The 18482-nt window shown below is 59.1% G+C and carries 16 protein-coding genes; 9 read left to right on the forward strand and 7 right to left on the reverse strand.

What is annotated here, in order from left to right; all coding sequences use genetic code 11:
• Positions 1–59 precede the first annotated feature (59 nt).
• The 3 genes from KDX37_RS14380 to KDX37_RS14390 all read right to left on the reverse strand — a co-directional run bounded on the left by KDX37_RS14380 (position 60) and on the right by KDX37_RS14390 (position 3939).
• Positions 60–1352: an MFS transporter gene (locus KDX37_RS14380; RefSeq protein ID WP_231653340.1), complete on the reverse strand. Its 1293-nt coding sequence runs from the start codon at positions 1350–1352 to the stop codon at positions 60–62.
• Between the two features lie 209 nt (positions 1353–1561).
• Entirely contained in the window at positions 1562–2647 is a 1086-nt protein-coding gene (gene trmA / locus KDX37_RS14385; RefSeq protein WP_231653341.1) for a tRNA (uridine(54)-C5)-methyltransferase TrmA, read from the reverse strand.
• Positions 2644–3939 carry an NCS2 family permease gene (locus KDX37_RS14390; RefSeq protein WP_231653342.1) on the reverse strand — a complete coding sequence of 432 codons (1296 nt, stop codon included), beginning with the start codon at positions 3937–3939 and terminating at the stop codon, positions 2644–2646. The genes trmA and KDX37_RS14390 overlap by 4 nt, the downstream gene beginning before the upstream one ends.
• 265 nt (positions 3940–4204) lie before the next feature.
• Here KDX37_RS14390 and KDX37_RS14395 point away from each other — a divergent pair, with 265 nt between their 5' ends.
• From KDX37_RS14395 to KDX37_RS14420, 6 genes are all read left to right on the forward strand, one after another.
• Positions 4205–4735, forward strand: coding sequence for a (2Fe-2S)-binding protein (locus KDX37_RS14395; RefSeq protein ID WP_231653343.1), 531 nt, complete (start codon positions 4205–4207; stop codon positions 4733–4735).
• Positions 4732–5721: an FAD binding domain-containing protein gene (locus KDX37_RS14400; protein ID WP_231653344.1), complete on the forward strand. Its 990-nt coding sequence runs from the start codon at positions 4732–4734 to the stop codon at positions 5719–5721. Before KDX37_RS14395 ends, KDX37_RS14400 begins: the two co-directional genes overlap by 4 nt.
• Positions 5718–7919, forward strand: a complete 2202-nt coding sequence (locus tag KDX37_RS14405; protein ID WP_231653345.1) for a xanthine dehydrogenase family protein molybdopterin-binding subunit — start codon at positions 5718–5720, stop codon at positions 7917–7919. The genes KDX37_RS14400 and KDX37_RS14405 overlap by 4 nt, the downstream gene beginning before the upstream one ends.
• A 374-nt stretch (positions 7920–8293) precedes the next feature.
• Positions 8294–9733 (forward strand): cytochrome ubiquinol oxidase subunit I, encoded by a 1440-nt coding sequence (locus tag KDX37_RS14410; RefSeq protein WP_231653346.1) that lies wholly within the window; start codon positions 8294–8296, stop codon positions 9731–9733.
• Between the two features lie 3 nt (positions 9734–9736).
• Complete coding sequence (gene cydB, locus KDX37_RS14415) at positions 9737–10744, forward strand: cytochrome d ubiquinol oxidase subunit II (RefSeq protein ID WP_231653347.1); 1008 nt, start codon at positions 9737–9739, stop codon at positions 10742–10744.
• A gap of 21 nt (positions 10745–10765) precedes the next feature.
• Positions 10766–10951, forward strand: coding sequence for a DUF2474 domain-containing protein (locus KDX37_RS14420; protein ID WP_231653348.1), 186 nt, complete (start codon positions 10766–10768; stop codon positions 10949–10951).
• Between the two features lie 109 nt (positions 10952–11060).
• Here the strand turns inward: KDX37_RS14420 and KDX37_RS14425 are convergent, their stop codons facing one another.
• Together KDX37_RS14425 and KDX37_RS14430 are read right to left on the reverse strand one after the other, a co-directional pair.
• Positions 11061–12185 carry a methyltransferase gene (locus KDX37_RS14425; protein WP_231653349.1) on the reverse strand — a complete coding sequence of 375 codons (1125 nt, stop codon included), beginning with the start codon at positions 12183–12185 and terminating at the stop codon, positions 11061–11063.
• A 127-nt stretch (positions 12186–12312) separates the two neighbouring features.
• Positions 12313–12546, reverse strand: a complete 234-nt coding sequence (locus KDX37_RS14430; protein ID WP_231653350.1) for a helix-turn-helix domain-containing protein — start codon at positions 12544–12546, stop codon at positions 12313–12315.
• Between the two features lie 340 nt (positions 12547–12886).
• Between KDX37_RS14430 and KDX37_RS14435 the strand changes: the two genes are divergently transcribed.
• Entirely contained in the window at positions 12887–13663 is a 777-nt protein-coding gene (locus KDX37_RS14435; protein ID WP_231653351.1) for a ferredoxin--NADP reductase, read from the forward strand.
• Positions 13664–13716: 53 nt separating this feature from the next.
• Here KDX37_RS14435 and mscL read toward each other — a convergent pair whose 3' ends face one another.
• Positions 13717–14166 carry a large-conductance mechanosensitive channel protein MscL gene (gene mscL / locus KDX37_RS14440; RefSeq protein WP_231653352.1) on the reverse strand — a complete coding sequence of 150 codons (450 nt, stop codon included), beginning with the start codon at positions 14164–14166 and terminating at the stop codon, positions 13717–13719.
• 194 nt (positions 14167–14360) lie between these two features.
• Between mscL and radA the strand changes: the two genes are divergently transcribed.
• Entirely contained in the window at positions 14361–15728 is a 1368-nt protein-coding gene (gene radA, locus KDX37_RS14445) for a DNA repair protein RadA (protein ID WP_231653353.1), read from the forward strand.
• A 6-nt stretch (positions 15729–15734) separates the two neighbouring features.
• Here the strand turns inward: radA and KDX37_RS14450 are convergent, their stop codons facing one another.
• A complete protein-coding gene (locus KDX37_RS14450; RefSeq protein WP_231653354.1) occupies positions 15735–16103 on the reverse strand; it encodes a PilZ domain-containing protein in 369 nt (122 codons plus the stop codon).
• 284 nt (positions 16104–16387) lie between these two features.
• Between KDX37_RS14450 and KDX37_RS14455 the strand changes: the two genes are divergently transcribed.
• Complete coding sequence (locus KDX37_RS14455; protein WP_231653355.1) at positions 16388–18463, forward strand: carbon starvation CstA family protein; 2076 nt, start codon at positions 16388–16390, stop codon at positions 18461–18463.
• Positions 18464–18482 lie beyond the last annotated feature (19 nt).

The following is an 18482-nucleotide window of genomic DNA, read 5'->3' on the forward strand; positions in this document are numbered from 1 at the left end:
TTGGTTCGCGAGCGTATTGCCAACGCTCCGAACCCTGCGGCTCAGCCCTGCATTGAAACTCAGGGTTTCGACGTGTGAGCCTGTGTGGGCGACTCAACTTCTTTGGGCGACGCGTCGGCAAACCGGTCTACCTGACGCAGCGATTTGAAGCCGGCCATCCAGGCACCGACCACGCCCAGTGTGCAGACTCCGCCCATGATTGCCGCCGGGATTGCGCCCACCAATGACGCGCTGGTGCCCGCACGGAACTCACCCAGCTCGTTGGAGGAGCCGATAAACAGCATGTTCACGGCATTGACCCGGCCGCGCATGTTGTCTGGCGTGGAAAACTGCACCAACGCCGAGCGAATGAAGACGCTGACCATGTCGGCGGCTCCGGCGATCAGCAGCGCCAGGCACGAAAGCCAGAAGAGGGTCGACAGCGCGAACACCAGGTTAGCCACGCCGAACAGGCCGACGGCGAGGAACATGGTCATGCCGACGTTACGATCCAGCGGACGCATGCTCAGGCAGATGCCCACTCCCAGTTCGCCCAGGCTCATCGACGCACGCAGCATGCCCAGCCCTTGCGGGCCGAGGTTCAGCACTTCGTGGGCATAGATCGGCAGCAAGGCCACCACACCGCCCAGCAACACGGCGAACAGGTCCAGCGAGATGGTGCCCAGGATGATCGGACGCGAGCGAATGAAGGCGATGCCGGCGGTAAATCGGCCCCAGGCGCTATCGCCCAGATCAACAGGCTTGCTGGCAAAGGGTGTGGCCACCGGCGCGAGCAGCACGATGCCGGCGATGAATGCCCCGACGCACACTGAGTAGGTCAGCTCGGCGCCGCCCAGCCAGTACAGATAGCCCCCGATCAATGGGCCGCCAACAGTCGAGCAGCGCATGATGACGCTGTTGGTGGCGATGGCCGACGCCAGTTGCGCGCGCGGAACGATTTGGGGCAGGAGGCTTTGCAGGGCAGGGCCGGTAAAGGCGCGGGCGCAGCCATAAAGCATCAGCGCCCCATAGATAATGCGCAGGTCTTGCAGCTTCAGCGCCGAGAACACCAGCAGAATTACGCCGCAGATGGCCTGTACGCCCCAACTGAGCATGAGGATCACTTTGCGGTTATAGCGATCAATCAGGTCACCGGCAGGCATCAGCAAAAAGAGCATCGGCACGAACTGCGCAAGGCCGACATACGCCAGGGCCATCGGTTCGCGGGTCATGTCGTAGACCTGCCAGGCGACGACCACGGCCTGAATCTGCATGGCGAAAACGGCCATCAGGCGCGACAGTATGAAACTGATGAAGCCTGGCTGGCTGGACAGTTTGACGGGAATGGAAGAAGCGGAAGATTCAGAGCTCAAGACAGATTTCCATCGAAGCGGCGAATTCGCGGTTGGCGTTATACCTTAGCGCATCGATAGGTGGCTAATTAAAAAATTGACAGTTTCGACATGAATTTCGACGTTATTGCAACGCCACAGCGCTGTGGACAAAAAACGTACGATCGATGTCTTCACGTCAGCCCGTCGCGCTGCGTTCAGATGAATGCAGCACGACGGGCTGAACAGGTTTAACGCCTGACCAGCAACACCCCGGATTCCATGTGATGGGTGTAAGGGAACTGATCGAACAGGGCGCAACGCTCGACACGGTGGGTGTCGTGCAACTGAGCGATGTTGGCTGCCAGTGTTTCCGGATTGCACGAGATGTACAGGATGCGCTCGAAACGGCGGGTCAGCTCGCAGGTGTCCGGGTCCATACCTGCGCGTGGCGGGTCGACGAACACGCTGCCGAACTCATAGCTTTTCAGGTCCACGCCATGCAGGCGACGGAACGGGCGTACTTCGTTCAGCGCCTCGGTCAGTTCTTCGGCTGACAGGCGCACCAGCGTGACGTTATCCACACTGTTGTCATCGAGATTGCTCAGGGCCGCATTGACCGATGTCTTGCTGATTTCGGTCGCCAGCACTTTGCGTACCCGCGTTGCGAGCGGCAGGGTGAAGTTGCCGTTGCCGCAATACAGCTCCAGCAAGTCGTCCTCACGCTGGCCCAGCGCGTCGTAGGCCCAGTTGAGCATCTTCTGGTTGACTGTGCCGTTGGGCTGCGTGAACGCGCCTTCTGGCTGGCGATAGCTGAATGTGCGACCCGCCACGTCGAGCTTCTCTGTTACGTAATCATGGCCGATGACCAGCCGCTGACCTTTTGAGCGGCCAATCAGATGGACCTTCAGTTCGGCCGCCAGCTTCTCGGCCTCGGCCTGCCAGGCCTCGTCCAGCGGACGGTGATAACACAGGGTAATCATCGCGTCGCCGGCCAGCGTGGTCAGGAAGTCCACCTGAAACAGCTTGTGGTTCAGCGTTGTGCTGGCCTCCCAACGGTCACGCAGCACGGGCATCAAGGCGTTGATGCGCTCGCTGGCGATCGGCAGACCGTCGAGCAGGATCGGGGTGCGATTGTCACCCGGTGCGAACATCGCGTAGTAACGCTTCTGATCTTCGCGCCACAGGCGGAACTCGGCGCGCAGGCGGTAGTGCTCACGGGGCGAGTCAAAAATTTGCGGCTCGGGCGCATCGAACGGCGCGAGCAGCTCGCGCAGGCGAACGGCTTTTTCTTCGAGCTGACGGTCGTAGCTCGCGGGGTCGAAGGGAACACTCATGCGTTGAACCAGCCCAGCTTGATCACGAACAGGATCGACAGGATCACCAGCGCAGGATTCAACTCACGCCCGCGCCCTGACAGCAGCTTGATCGCGGTCCAGGAAATGAAGCCGAAGGCGATGCCGTTGGCGATGGAATAGGTAAAGGGCATGGCCAGGGCAGTGATCACCACAGGCGCAGCGACTGTGATGTCGTCCCAGTCGATCTCGGCCATGCCGGAGGCCATCAGCACGGCGACGAACAACAGCGCCGGGGCGGTGGCAAATGCAGGCACGCTGCTCGCCAGAGGGGCGAAGAACAGCGCCAGCAGGAACAGGACCGCGACCACGATGGCGGTCAGACCGGTGCGGCCACCGGCGCTTACGCCTGCGGCAGATTCGATATAGCTGGTAGTGGTCGAGGTGCCCAGCAGCGAGCCCGCCATTGCCGCAGTACTGTCGGCGATCAGTGCACGGCCCATTTTCGGCATATGACCGTCCTTGCCCATCAGCCCGGCGCGCTTGGCCACGCCGATCAGTGTGCCGGAGTTATCGAAGATATCCACGAACAGGAAGGCGAAGATGATGCTGACCAGACCGACGTCCAGCGCGCCCATGATGTCCAGTTGCATGAAGGTTGGCGCCAGCGACGGCGGCATCGATATCACGCCGCCGAATGGTGTAAAGCCAAGGAAGATCGACACCAGCGTCACGGCCAGAATGCCGATCAGCACCGCCCCGCGTACTTTCAGGTGGTCCAGCGCGACGATCAGGACGAAGCCCAGAGTCGCGAGTACCGGGGCCGGTTGCTTGAGGTCGCCCAGGCCGACCATGGTCGCCGGGTTGCTGACCACGATGCCTGCGTTGTGCAGCGCGATGAGCGCCAGGAACAGACCGATACCTGCCGCAATCGCAGAGCGCAGCGGCAAGGGGATGCTGTTGATGATCCACTCACGGATGCGAAAGATCGACAGCAGAAAGAACATCACTGCCGAAATGAACACCGCACCCAGCGCCACCTGCCAGGTGTGACCCATGTGCAGGACCACGGTGTAGGTAAAGAAGGCGTTCAGGCCCATGCCCGGGGCGAGGGCAATCGGGTAGTTGGCGATCAGGCCCATGACGGTCGAGCCAATGGCCGCCGCCAGACACGTGGCAACGAACACCGCGCCCTTGTCCATGCCGGTTTCACCGAGAATGCTCGGGTTGACGAACAGGATGTAAGCCATCGCCAGGAACGTCGTGACACCCGCAAGAATCTCGGTCCTCACGTTGGTGTTGTGTGCCTTGAGTTGAAACAGCCTTTCCAGCATGTCTGGTTCCCCGTGACGCGGCCTGCGTCGTGAATGGTTCGACTCCAGCAAAACGCAGGCTGCCAGCGCAGCCCGACGGTTTTTGCGGGTCGGAAAAAGCCGCGCATCATACCAGCAGCTTATTGGAATGGCTGCCTGTGGATTACTGCCTTTTGATGAACTGTGCGCTCATCCATAAACCCTGAACGTTGCAAACCTCACGAAGTCGTACCCCCAAGAGACGCATGGAAAATGCGCTGAAACGAATACCTACCGTGAGGTTTCCATGAACGCTGCAACCCCGAACCCGAAGGATTTCGCTACCCACGCGATCTCGCTGACCTTGAATGGGCAGCTTCGTCAGCTCGAGGTCCAGCCCTGGACCACGTTGCTTGACCTGCTGCGTGATCAACTGGACCTGGTGGGCACCAAGAAAGGCTGTGATCACGGCCAGTGCGGTGCGTGTACCGTACTGCGCGATGGCACGCGTATCAATGCCTGCCTGACACTCGCCGTCATGTGCGACGGCACTGAACTGACGACTATCGAAGGTCTGGCCGACGGCGAGCAATTGCACCCGATGCAGGCGGCTTTCATCAAACACGACGCTTTCCAGTGTGGCTACTGCACGCCAGGGCAAATCTGCTCGGCGGTCGGTCTGGCCAATGAAGGGCGAGCCAGCACGCGTGCCGAAATCCAGGAACTGATGAGCGGTAACCTTTGCCGCTGCGGTGCTTACAGCAACATCCTGGCAGCGGTCGAAGAGGTCATGCCGCAGTTCCACAATGCCGCACCCAAGCAGGAGGTGAACCGATGAATCCGTTTACCTACAGCAAACCGACCGATGTCAGTGCAGCCGTTCATCTCAGCGGCCCGGCCACGCGCTTTATCGCAGGCGGCACCAACCTGCTGGACCTGATGAAAGAAAACGTTACGCGGCCCGAGCATCTCATCGATATCACCGGCCTGCCGTTGAAAGAAGTCACCGAAACGCCAACCGGTGGGTTGCTGATCGGTGCTCTGGTCAGTAACGCAGATCTCGCCTGGCATCCGTTGATCGAACAACGCTACCCGTTGCTGAGCCAGGCAGTGTTGGCCGGCGCCTCGCCGCAACTGCGCAATATGGCCAGCACCGGTGGCAATCTGTTGCAGCGCACCCGTTGCTATTACTTCTATGACACCGGCGTGCCCTGCAACAAGCGCGAGCCTGGCAGCGGCTGTCCGGCACTTGATGGCCTCAACCGCATCCACGCGATCCTGGGTGCGAGCGATGATTGCGTGGCGACTCATCCATCCGACATGTGTGTGGCGCTGGCTGCTCTGGAAGCGGTGGTGCACGTCGAGGGACGTGCCGGGCGTCGGACTATCGAGTTCGCTGACTTCCATCGTCTGCCCGGTGATGCCCCGCAGCGTGACAACCAACTGGCTGATGACGAGCTGATCACCGCCGTCGAACTGCCAGCTGAAGGCTTCGCCCGTCACAGCGCGTACCTGAAGATTCGTGACCGCGCTTCCTATGCCTTTGCGCTGGTGTCGGTGGCAGCAGCACTGGACATGGACGGCGAAGTGATACGCGACGCACGCCTGAGCCTGGGTGGCGTTGCGCACAAACCGTGGCGTAACAAGGAGGTCGAGCGTTTGCTGATCGGCAAGCCCGTCACCCGCGAAAACTTTGCCGCAGCTGCTGACGCGATGCTCGAAGACGCGCAACCGCTGACGCACAACGGCTTCAAGGTCAAGCTGGCACGGCGGGCGATCATGCGCGCCTTGAGTGATGCCGCAGTGGGAGGGAGCGCCTCATGAACCAGCCATTTTCCCCGATGGGCAAGCCCGTGGACCGTGTCGACGGCAAACTGAAAGTCACCGGTGGTGCACGCTATGCTGGTGAATACCCTGAGCAGGGCTTGCTGTACGGCAGCGTGGTGTCCAGCACCATCGCCAGCGGGCGCGTGCTGAGCATCGATACGTCCGATGCCCTGAAAGTACCGGGTGTTGTTGCGGTGCTTGATCACACCAACCGCCCGCCAGTGGCCAGTTACGACGAAAGCTATGAAGACGCCGATGCGGCAGACGGTTCGCCGTTTCGGCCTTTTTATAACGACAAGGTGCTGTACAGCGGCCAGCCGCTGGCGCTTGTGGTGGCCGACTCCCTTGAGCTGGCGCGCCATGCAGGCTCGCTGATCCGTATCGAGTATGAGCAGCAGCCTCATCAGACCGACTCGGCCGCCCCGCAGGCCGAGGCTCACGATGCGCCCGCAGAATTGCCACCGCCGCGTGGTAACTTCGAGGGTGAGCTGGCCAGTTCAGCGCTCAGCGTAGACGTGAGCTACAGCACGCCTAACGAGTATCACAACCCAATGGAACCGCACGCGTCGACAGTGCTTTATCAGGCCGATGGCAGCTTGCAGATTCATGACAAGACCCAGGGCACGCAAAACTGTCAGGACTATCTGCACAAAGTCTTTGGTCTTGAAAAGGACAAGATTCGTGTGTTGGCCGCTTTTGTTGGCGGTGCCTTTGGTTCAGGCCTGCGTCCGCAATACCAGCTGCCGCTGGCGGTCATGGCGGCTCTGCATCTCAAACGTTCGGTCCGTGTCACGCTCACGCGTCAACAAATGTTCACCTTTGGCTACCGACCACGTACGGTCCAGCGCTTGCGTCTCGGCGCTGCGGCGAATGGACGATTGCTGGCGGTCGGCCATGAAGCCATAGGGCAGACCTCGCGCTTCGAGGATTTCACCGAGCATGTCGTGGAGTGGAGCGGCATGCTTTACCACTGCGATAACGTCGAGCTGACTTACAAGCTGGTGCCGGTCGACATGTACACGCCGCTGGACATGCGTGCGCCTGGCGCTGCATTGGGCCTGATCGGGCTGGAGTGTGCGATGGATGAACTGGCCTGCGCAGTCGCCATCGATCCGGTGCGTCTGCGCGTGATCAATTACGCCGAGCGCAACGGCAACGAAGACAAGCCTTATTCCAGCAAGGAGTTGCTCGAATGTTACAGCCAGGGCGCCGAGCGTTTCGGCTGGGAAAAGCGTAACCCTGAACCACGCAGCATGCGTGAGGGTCGCCAACTGGTTGGCTGGGGCATGGCAGGCGGTGTGTGGGAGGCCATGCAGATGAAGGCCAGTGCCAAGGCGCGTCTCGATGCCGATGGCAAGCTGGTGGTCAGCAGCGCGACGACCGACATAGGCACCGGGACTTACACCGTCATGACTCAGATCGCCGCCGAATCTTCTGGTGTCGACATCGCCGACGTTACCTTTCTTCTGGGTGACTCTTCGTTGCCTACCGCACCGTTGCAGGGTGGATCGTTCACGGTGTCTTCGGTCGGTACGGCAGTGCAACAGGCTTGCCAGGCGTTGCAGCGCCAAGTGCTCGAAGTGGCCAAAGTGCGTTATCCACAGCTGGCAGAGGTAACGCTGGATCAGGTCCGCTTTGAAGCAGGCCAGTTGCAGATCGGTGATCAGGCCTACTCAATGGCTGAAATCGCGGGTTCTCAAACCGATGGATTGATCGAAGTACAGGTCGACGCCGAGCCCGACGAGAAGCGCGAAGCCTACTCGTCTGCTACCCACTCGGCGGTATTTGTCGAAGTGCTGGTCGACGAGGATCTGGGCACCATCCGCGTCAACCGCGTAGTCAGTGCGATCGCGGCGGGCAGGGTGGTGAACCCTAAAATGGCACGTAGCCAGATTCTGGGTGGCGTGGTCTGGGGCATGGGCATGGCCTTGCAGGAAGAGTCCATGATCGACCACGGCCTGGGCCGTCCGATGAATCACAGCCTTGCCGAGTATCACATCCCTGTGAATGCGGATATTGGTGACATCGACGTACTGTTTGTCGAAGAGCACGACGAATTTGTCAACGCGCTGGGTTCCAAGGGCGTGGGCGAAATCGGCATCGTCGGCGTACCTGCCGCGATCGCCAATGCCATCTACCATGCCACTGGCAAACGCATTCGTGAATTCCCAATCACCCTCGACAAACTGCTCTAGTCGATCCACAGCCCGGAAACTGAATGCGTGTTCGCTTTCCGGGCTGCGCTTTACCGCCCCTTCGTGAGCAAGCGTCGAGTTTACTTGGAAACATGCCTCTGTCTGAACGGATGAGCCTGCCTCAAGGCCTGCATTCATTCAGGTGAGTCAACTCGCCACGCGACAAAAGACCACACATCCTGAAGGCCCAAATGGGGCTACTCTTTGAGCGTCGGTTGATCTGCGTCATTGCGCGTCAAACCTGTGATATGAGCCGACTTGCGCCATGGCGCGAATATCACCAGAACAAATAGAGACAAGAGCACTCCATTACCGTGGGGGCAATTGTTGTCAGCCCGGGCTGACAGCCGGTATCACCTGAGAGAGGAACACTTATGTTCGGTTTGGAGGCTATCGATCTCGCCCGAATTCAGTTCGCATTCACGATTTCGTTTCACATCCTGTTTCCTGCCATCACCATTGGTCTGGCAAGTTACCTGGCTGTGCTCGAAGGCCTGTGGCTGAAGACCCGCGAAGATGTCTACCGCGACCTGTACCACTTCTGGTCCAAGATCTTTGCCGTCAACTTCGGCATGGGCGTGGTTTCCGGATTGGTCATGGCCTATCAGTTCGGCACCAACTGGAGCCGTTTCTCAGATTTTGCAGGGGCAGTAACAGGCCCTCTGCTGACCTACGAAGTGCTGACCGCGTTCTTCCTTGAAGCCGGTTTCCTCGGGGTGATGCTGTTTGGCTGGAACCGTGTTGGCCGTAACCTGCACTTCTTCTCTACCGTCATGGTTGCCATCGGCACCCTGATCTCGACCTTCTGGATTCTGTCGTCCAACAGCTGGATGCAGACGCCACAAGGTTTTGAAATCATCGACGGCCGCGTGATCCCGACCGACTGGTTCGCAGTGGTATTCAACCCCTCGTTCCCGTATCGCCTGACGCACATGGCTATCGCTGCCTTCGTGGCAACGGCATTCTTCGTCGGCTCGTCCGCAGCCTGGCACCTGTTGCGCGGCCGTGACACGCCTGCGGTTCGCAAGATGCTGTCGATGGCGATGTGGATGGCCCTGATTGTGGCGCCTATCCAGGCAGTGGTCGGTGACTTCCACGGCCTTAATACGCTCAAGCATCAGCCTGCGAAAATTGCGGCCATCGAAGGCCACTGGGGAAACATCGGTGATGAACCGACCCCGTTGATCCTGTTCGGCATTCCCGACATGAAGGAAGAACGGACCAAATACGCTGTCGAAATTCCTTATCTGGGCAGCCTGATTCTGACCCACAGCCTGGACAAACAGGTCCCGGCGCTCAAAGAGTTCAAGCCTGAAGACCGTCCAAACTCGACCATCGTGTTTTGGTCGTTCCGGGTCATGGTTGCATTGGGCATGCTGATGATTCTGACCGGCCTGTGGAGCCTCTGGCTTCGCAAGCGCGGCACGCTGTACAAGTCGCGTCCGTTCCTCTACCTGGCGTTGTGGATGGGGCCATCCGGTCTGGTTGCCATTCTGGCCGGCTGGTTCACCACTGAAATCGGTCGTCAGCCATGGGTCGTCTACGGCCTGATGCGTACCGCTGATGCCTCGTCGGGCCACAGTGTCGCGCAGATGAGCATCACTCTGGTGTTGTTCGTGGTCGTGTACTTCGTACTGTTTGGCGCTGGTCTCGGTTACATGATGCGTCTGGTGCGCAAAGGTCCGAAAGCGTACGTCGAGCACGTGCCTCATGGTGGTCCTGGTCAAAAACGCACACCGGCCCGTCCACTTTCTGCTGCGGTTGAAGGTGCAGAAGAAGGTGACAACGTCGACCAGCTTGGGAAGGGGAATTAAGCCATGGGTATCGATCTTCCGCTGATCTGGGCCGTCATCATCATCTTCGGCATCATGATGTACGTGGTGATGGACGGTTTCGACCTGGGTATCGGGATTCTCTTCCCGTTCATGAAAGACAGCTCTGACCGAGACGTTATGATGAATACCGTCGCGCCGGTCTGGGACGGCAACGAAACCTGGCTGGTACTGGGCGGTGCCGCACTGTTCGGTGCCTTTCCACTGGCTTACTCGGTGGTGTTGTCGGCGTTGTACCTGCCACTGATGTTCATGCTGATGGGCCTGATCTTTCGCGGTGTCGCTTTCGAGTTTCGCTTCAAGGCGACCGAGGAAAAGCGTCACTGGTGGGACAAGGCATTCATCGGTGGTTCGCTGGCTGCTACGTTCTTTCAGGGCGTGGCGCTGGGGGCTTTCATTGAAGGCATCCCGGTCGCGAATCGTCAGTTCGCGGGCGGCTCGCTGGACTGGCTGGCACCGTTCCCGATGTTCTGCGGGCTGGCGCTGATCGTGGCGTATGCATTGCTGGGCTGCACCTGGCTGATCATGAAAACCGAAGGCCCGCTGCAAAAAGCGATGCATGATCTGGCTCGCCCGCTGGCAACAGCCGTGCTGGTGGTCATGGGTGTGGTCAGTCTGTGGACGCCGCTGGCTCACGAGGACATCGCGCACCGCTGGTTCAGCATGCCGAACCTGGTCTGGTTCATGCCGGTACCAATCCTGGTGCTGGTCACGATGTACGGGTTGTTCAAGGCTGTCGCCCGCAACGCACATTACACGCCGTTCCTGCTGACCCTGCTACTGATCTTTCTGGGCTACAGCGGGCTGGGCATCAGCCTGTGGCCAAACATCATTCCGCCATCCGTCTCGATCTGGGACGCTGCGGCGCCACCGCAGAGCCAGGGCTTCATGCTGGTCGGTACGCTGTTCATCATCCCGTTCATTCTGGGGTACACCTTCTGGAGCTACTACGTGTTCCGCGGCAAGGTGACTGCTGAAGACGGTTATCACTAGTCCGAACCGAGGAGATTGACGATGTCTGGTAAAAATTCTCTGCACGACCAGCACGACCAGCACGATCCGGATCCGGCGATGAGCAAGCCGCTGTGGCAACGACTGGCCTGGCTGGCAGGTATATGGGCAGGCAGTGTCTTGGCGCTGTTCATCGTGGCCAGCCTGATGCGCATGTTCATGAGCGCGGCAGGCTTGACCACGCATTGAGGTCACGCAAGGGTTGCAATGTATTGAATTCCCGTTCCGTGCCCGCTGGGCACGGTTTCAAACCCTCCTGTACTGGAGGGTTTTTTTTGCTCTTTGACGAGGCGCGGGGTTATTTGCGGGCTTTGAGAATCACGAACTTTGGCGTGGCGGCGACTTGCTCTACACCCCGGAACAGACGCGAGAGTTTGGTGTGATAACCCAAATGGCGGTTGCCGACGATGTAGAGCGCGCCACCGACGACCAGTGCGGCGCGTGCCTGCTGAAACATACGCCACGCCAAAAAGTCGCCCACGACCTGTTGCTGGTGAAAGGGCGGGTTGCACAGTACTACATCCAGCGAATCCGGCGCCTGGTTGGCCAGCCCGTCGCCTGCCTCGATCACCACCTCTCGCTCGCCCAGATGCGCATGCCAGTTTTCAGCCGCCGATTGCACCGCCATGAACGACTCGTCGACCAGGGTGTAATGAGCGTTCGGGTTGTCCAGCGCGCTGGCGATAGCCAATACACCGTTGCCACAGCCCAGGTCGGCAACGCGCGCTGAGCCGAGGTTTTTGGGCAGGTGTGGCAAAAATGCCCGGGTGCCGATATCCAGCCCTTCACGGCAGAACACATTGGCGTGATTGACCAGCTCGATGGCCGGCTCGTCGAGCAGGTAGCGGGTCGGGTAAGGTGAAGGCTTGATCGAGTTGATCTGAGGTGTAACGAACAGCAGCCGCGCTTTTTTGACAGCCAGTGACGCCTGCACCGGCCCGACATACTCTTCCAGTAAATCCCCGGCCGAGCGCGGCAAATGTTTGACCATCGCCGCCGCGACCACGCGGGCGCCCGGCGCCAGTTGGCCTTGCAGGCGAACCAGCTGCTCTTCAAGCAGTGCCAGTGTCTTGGGTATGCGGATCAGTACCCAGTCGAATGGGCCGTTCAATGCCTCGCTCGCCGGTATCAGCGGGACGGCGTCATAGGCCATCCCGTTGCGTGCCAGATTCTTTTCCAGTCCTTGTGCCCCGAGAAACGAATCGGTGCTGCTGACGACATGCGCCTGTTGCGCCAGGCTTGCGGCCAGCGCGCCAAAACTGTCGTTGAGGACCAATACTCGGCTTTCAGGCGACAGGCCGGTTTCTGCGACAAAATTGAGCAGGTATTCGTCCGCGGCATCGAACGCCTGAAGCGGCTCATCCTGTTGCTCGGGCTGGCGAACAAGATCTAGTTGAGCAAAAGGGCTGAGAAGCAAAGGCATTGGGGCGCGAACTCTGTGCAATCGAACATGTGTTACGTAAGCCCTGCCGAAGGCGGACTCGCTGAGGAGAGTGATTTTACGTACTTTTCAGGCGTTGGCACCTGTCTATTGACGCTCAATGGTCAGATCAGAACATCCCGCTGAGTGCAGCCTGAACCACTGCTGCGGTTTTATTGCACACGCCCATTTTCTGAACAGCGCTGGCGATGTGAAAATGAATGGTCCGCTCTTTGATGCACAGAATCATTGCAATGTCGCCAGCCGTTTTACCCTCTGCCGACCACTTGAGCACTTCAATTTCCCGCTGGGTAAGGTTCTTCGGTTTGGGTAGCTGTAAGTCTCTGATATTCATGGTTTTCATGACCGCCTCCCTGTGTTCGATCTAGAAACTCCGCTGTGTGTTTATCCAGTCTAGGAAAGAAACGATCAGTCATTTCAGTCGTCAAAAAGCATCCAGACGGATGGAGTGATGGCTTTTTTATTTCCAAAAGAGGGTGTTAGGCCTGGAACACCGATGGTTGCGGGCTCGGCCTGATTTACGCTAGTCGCACTTCTGTCATGCGCGGAAGACGGCCAGAACCAAATGCTCTAAGGGGAACGCATCCTTTCTGGACAAGTCATTACAAACAGCCGGTGTTTATCGAGCTGGCTTTGCGGGACACTGCAGACCCTTTTCAACGTTCGGGAGCCCTCGACGCACCATGACCGTCAACGAAGACAAGTTCACGCGGCAGACGCTCCAATGCGTTACGCCCCTTACGCCCAGCCTGTTCACGCTACGCACGACTCGGGATCCCGGTTTTCGATTTCGCGCGGGGCAGTTCGCTCGACTGGGCGTTACCAAGGCAGACGGCAGTACGGTGTGGCGCGCTTATTCGATGGCGTCTTCGCCGCATGACGAGTTTCTGGAGTTTTTTTCCATCGTGGTACCAGATGGCGAATTCACCAGTGAACTGAGCCGTCTGCAGGCGGGCGACAGCCTGATGGTCGAAAAGCAGGCGTTCGGTTACCTGACCCTGGACAGATTCATCGATGGACGCGACTTGTGGCTGTTATCCACCGGCACGGGCGTGGCGCCTTTCCTGTCGATTCTTCAGGACTTTGAAGTCTGGGAGAAGTTTGAACGAGTGATATTGGTCTACAGCGTGCGCGAGTCCAGAGAGCTTGCGTATCAGTCGCTGATCGCCGAGCTTATGAAGCGTGAGTATCTTGCTGAGTACGCCGACAAGTTTCTGTTTCTGCCGACCGTAACGCGCGAGGAGCATCCTGGCGCATTGAACGGCCGTATTACGCAACTGATTGAAGACGGTTCGCTCGAGCGCGCCGCCGGCATTGCGCTGACGCCCGAGCATTCCCGAGTCATGCTGTGCGGCAACCCGCAAATGATCGATGACACCCGTGCTGTGCTCAAACAGCGCGACATGCGCCTGAGCTTGTCACGCAAGCCGGGGCAGATAGCTGTCGAAACCTATTGGTGACTTTTTCGCGAACCAGCGGTGCATTGCCCGTCTGGTCGCGAAGAGAGCCGGGCTCAGAGCTGCGGACGTGCTGGATCTACGGTGACAGGTGTGGAGGGCTTGTTCTGCTCCTTGAGCAGGTCACGAATTTCACCCAGCAACACTTCTTCCTTGGACGGAGTAGGCGGGAGGGTAGGGGCCTTGGCCTCTTCGCGCTTCAGACGGTTGATCGCTTTGACGCCCATGAAGATGGCAAACGCCACGATGATGAAGTCGATGACTGTCTGGATGAACTTGCCATAGGCCAGCAGTACAGCTGGTGTTGCGCCTTCGGCGGGCCGGAGGGTGACAGCCAGGTCACTGAAGTCGACACCGCCGATCAGCAGCCCGAGTGGCGGCATGATCACATCGCCTACGAACGACGAAACGATTTTGCCGAATGCCGCGCCAATGATGATACCGACGGCCATATCGACCACGTTACCTTTGACCGCGAAGGCCTTGAACTCGCTTAGTACGCTCATGAGTCATTCCTTGTTACAGATAAAGGTTGTCAATGCAGTGTAAACCAGGGACAGGGGTGTCGCCTGTTGCACGTTCAATCGACCGGGGCTGAGCATGGAAGTTTTATCAGACGTTTAAAAACCATGGCCTGACGAGCCGGTAACAGGCACAGCATCCCTGCGTTATCATGTTCGTTTTAACGACTGGGGTTGTCATGGCCAAGGCCAAACGCTTGTACGGCTGCACTGAGTGCGGCGCGACGTTTCCCAAATGGGCGGGCCAGTGCAGCGATTGCGGTGCCTGGAACACATTGGTCGAAACCACGATCGAAAGCGGCGCGGCGGCCCCGCCCAGCGGGCGTGCCGGCTGGACAGGCTCACAGGCGCAGATCAAGACCCTGGCCGAAGTCAGCGTCGAGGAAATCCCTCGCTTCTCCACGAATTCTGCCGAGCTCGACCGCGTATTGGGCGGTGGTCTGGTGGACGGCTCTGTAGTCCTGATTGGCGGTGATCCTGGCATCGGCAAGTCCACCATTCTGCTGCAGACGCTGTGCAACATTGCTCAACGCATGCCTGCGCTCTATGTAACGGGCGAAGAGTCCCAGCAACAAGTGGCCATGCGTGCCCGTCGTCTTGGGCTGCCTCAGGACAAGTTGCGTGTCATGACCGAGACCTGCATCGAAACCATTATCGCGACGGCGCGTGTCGAGCAGCCCAAGGTGATGGTGATCGACTCCATTCAGACCATCTTTACCGAGCAGTTGCAGTCCGCTCCGGGCGGCGTTTCGCAGGTACGTGAAAGTGCCGCGCTGCTGGTGCGCTATGCCAAGCAGAGCGGCACGGCGATCTTCCTGGTGGGTCACGTGACCAAAGAAGGCGCGCTGGCCGGTCCCAGGGTGCTGGAGCACATGGTGGACACGGTGTTGTATTTCGAGGGCGAGTCGGATGGCCGATTGCGGCTGTTGCGCGCCGTCAAGAACCGTTTCGGTGCCGTGAACGAGCTGGGCGTGTTCGGCATGACCGACAAGGGCTTGAAAGAAGTTTCCAATCCCTCGGCAATTTTCCTGACCCGTGCGCAGGAAGAAGTTCCGGGCAGTGTCGTCATGGCCACGTGGGAAGGCACCCGGCCGATGCTGGTTGAAGTCCAGGCGCTGGTGGATGACAGCCACATGTCCAACCCACGTCGGGTGACACTGGGGCTGGATCAGAATCGTCTTGCCATGCTGCTGGCTGTCCTGCACCGGCATGGCGGGATTCCGACTCACGATCAGGACGTTTTCCTCAACGTAGTGGGTGGCGTGAAGGTGCTCGAAACCGCTTCGGACCTGGCCTTGATGGCGGCGGTCATATCCAGCTTGCGTAATCGCCCGCTGCCTCACGATTTGCTGGTGTTTGGCGAAGTGGGTTTGTCCGGGGAAGTCCGGCCTGTGCCCAGTGGGCAGGAGCGTTTGAAGGAGGCGTTCAAACACGGTTTCAAGCGCGCAATCGTGCCCAAAGGCAATGCGCCGAAGGAGGCGCCAGCCGGTATGCAGATCATCGGGGTATCACGTCTTGAACAGGCGCTGGATGCGTTGTTCGAGTAAACCGGTTCAGATCTCGATCAATGCGGCCAGCTCACGATCCAGCTCCGCCTGATCGGCGAGGTTCAGCTCGATCAGCCTCTTCAAATGGCTGATCGACCGCAAGCCAATGTGCAGGCAGACAAAACCCAGTTGGTGCTGGTCATCGTGGGTCAGCCTGACGTCCATTTCCACGTAAGCGTCAGGGCTGAGGTGAATGTTCACCAAAAAGTTCTCGGCAGGGTCGCCGGTCCACGGCTCGGGCCGCTTGATCAACAAGCCTTTAAGGGACAGGTCAATCAATTGAACCTTCCAGCTGTGCTCGCCTTGTTTCAGGTCGGTCTTCGCGTCGAAAGCAATACGCTTGAAACGACGACGGTCTGCGTGTGAGTCGGTCATCAGATGAACTCTCTCGTGACGGCTTCCCGATTGCCTGGGGCAGGTTTTATCGGGTTTATACCGTTATTCCTGCACGATAGACCTGAAAGGCGTTACCGAACAGTTCTGCCAGCAGTTTTGTTGCAGCCGCAGGGCGCAGCCAGTGCTCTGGTCACCGTCTCATGCCGGGTATCAGCCTTAATTGATCAAATTTCGGTCTAGACCATCGTGGGGGGTGGCCTTTCGGTGCGACAGCGCTAAACTCGCATTGCTTGCCTTCTAGTCAACTCTGCTGGAATAAAAAAATGAAAAATAATAATAGCTTGATGCGCCATGTTCCCTGGCTCATCGTCGCAATTGTAGGGGCATGTGCCCTGGGGGTCGTGGCCTTGCGCCGCGGTGAGGCGATCAACGCCTTGTGGATAGTGGTCGCTGCGGTTGCCATTTATCTGGTTGCTTACCGTTACTACAGTCTTTTTATCGCAAACCACGTCATGCAACTCGATCCGCTGCGGGCAACTCCGGCAGTGGTCAATAACGACGGTCTGGACTATGTGCCGACCAACAAACATATTCTTTTCGGTCACCACTTTGCTGCTATCGCAGGCGCAGGCCCGTTGGTCGGACCGGTGCTGGCCGCGCAAATGGGCTATCTGCCAGGTACGTTGTGGCTGATTGCCGGTGTGGTACTGGCGGGCGCGGTGCAGGATTTCATGATTCTGTTCCTGTCCACACGCCGCAACGGTCGCTCGCTGGGCGACATGGTGCGCGAGGAAATGGGCCGCATCCCGGGCACCATCGCGCTGTTCGGCTGCTTCCTGATCATGATCATCATCCTTGCGGTGCTGGCTTTGATCGTGGTCAAGGCGCTGGCCGAGAGCCCGTGGGGCATGTTCACCGTCATGGCGACCATCCCGATTGCGATGTTCATGGGCGTCTACATGCGCTACATCCGTCCGGGCCGCATCGGTGAGATCTCCATCATTGGCGTGATCCTGTTGTTGGCCTCGATCTGGATCGGCGGCGCTGTGGCAGCCGATCCGACCTGGGGGCCGATGTTCACCTTCACCGGTGTGCAGATCACCTGGATGCTGGTCGGCTATGGTTTCGTGGCGGCGATGCTGCCGGTCTGGCTGCTGCTTGCACCCCGCGACTACCTGTCCACGTTCCTCAAGATCGGTACGATCGTCGCGCTGGCGATCGGCATCCTGATTCTGGCGCCTGAGCTGAAAATGCCGGCCCTGACGCAGTTCACCAATGGCACCGGTCCGGTCTGGAAAGGCGCACTGTTCCCGTTCCTGTTCATCACCATTGCCTGTGGCGCGGTGTCTGGCTTCCACGCTCTGATCTCTTCGGGCACCACGCCAAAACTGCTGGATAACGAGAAAAACGCTCGTTACATCGGTTACGGCGGCATGTTGATGGAATCCTTCGTTGCCATCATGGCCATGGTCGCTGCTTCGGTGATCGAGCCGGGCGTGTACTTCGCCATGAACAGCCCGGCCGCCGTGGTCGGCAGCGACGTGGTGACGGTTGCCCAGACAGTCAGCAGTTGGGGCTTCGCCATCACGCCGGAGCAATTGACCGCCGTGGCCAAGGACATTGGCGAGAACACCGTACTGGCGCGTGCTGGTGGTGCACCGACACTGGCCGTGGGTATCGCCCAGATCCTGCACCAGGTTCTGCCGGGCGAAAACACCATGGCGTTCTGGTACCACTTCGCGATCCTGTTTGAAGCGCTGTTCATTCTGACGGCGGTTGATGCTGGTACACGTGCCGGTCGTTTCATGCTGCAGGACTTGCTGGGCAGCTTCGTTCCAGCCTTGAAACGCACCGAGTCCTGGACCGCCAACGCCATCGGCACCGGTGGCTGTGTCGCGCTGTGGGGTTACTTGCTTTATCAGGGCGTGATCGATCCATTGGGCGGCATCAACACCTTGTGGCCGCTGTTCGGTATCTCCAACCAGATGCTGGCCGGTATCGCCTTGATGCTTGCAAGCGTCGTGCTGATCAAAATGAAGCGTCAGCGCTATGTGTGGGTAACCATGCTGCCAGCGACCTGGCTGCTGATCTGCACCGTGACGGCTGGCCTGATCAAACTGTTTGACTCCAACCCGGCCGTTGGCTTCCTGGCGCTGGCCAAGAAGTACAGCGCGGCTGCCGATGCGGGTCAGATCCTGGCTCCGGCCAAGACCATGGACCAGATGCAGCATGTAATCTTCAACGCGTACACCAACGCTGGGCTGACCATCCTGTTCCTGTTCGTGGTGTTCAGCATCCTGTTCTATGCCTTGAAAGTAGGCATCGCGGCGTGGGGCAAGAAGGAGCGTACCGACAAGGAAGCTCCGTTCCAGGCCATGCCGCCAGCGTCGCAGGTGTGATGATGTCCACTCACAGAGG

It is taken from the genome of Pseudomonas californiensis, assembly GCF_021147775.1.
Lineage (GTDB): Bacteria > Pseudomonadota > Gammaproteobacteria > Pseudomonadales > Pseudomonadaceae > Aquipseudomonas > Aquipseudomonas californiensis.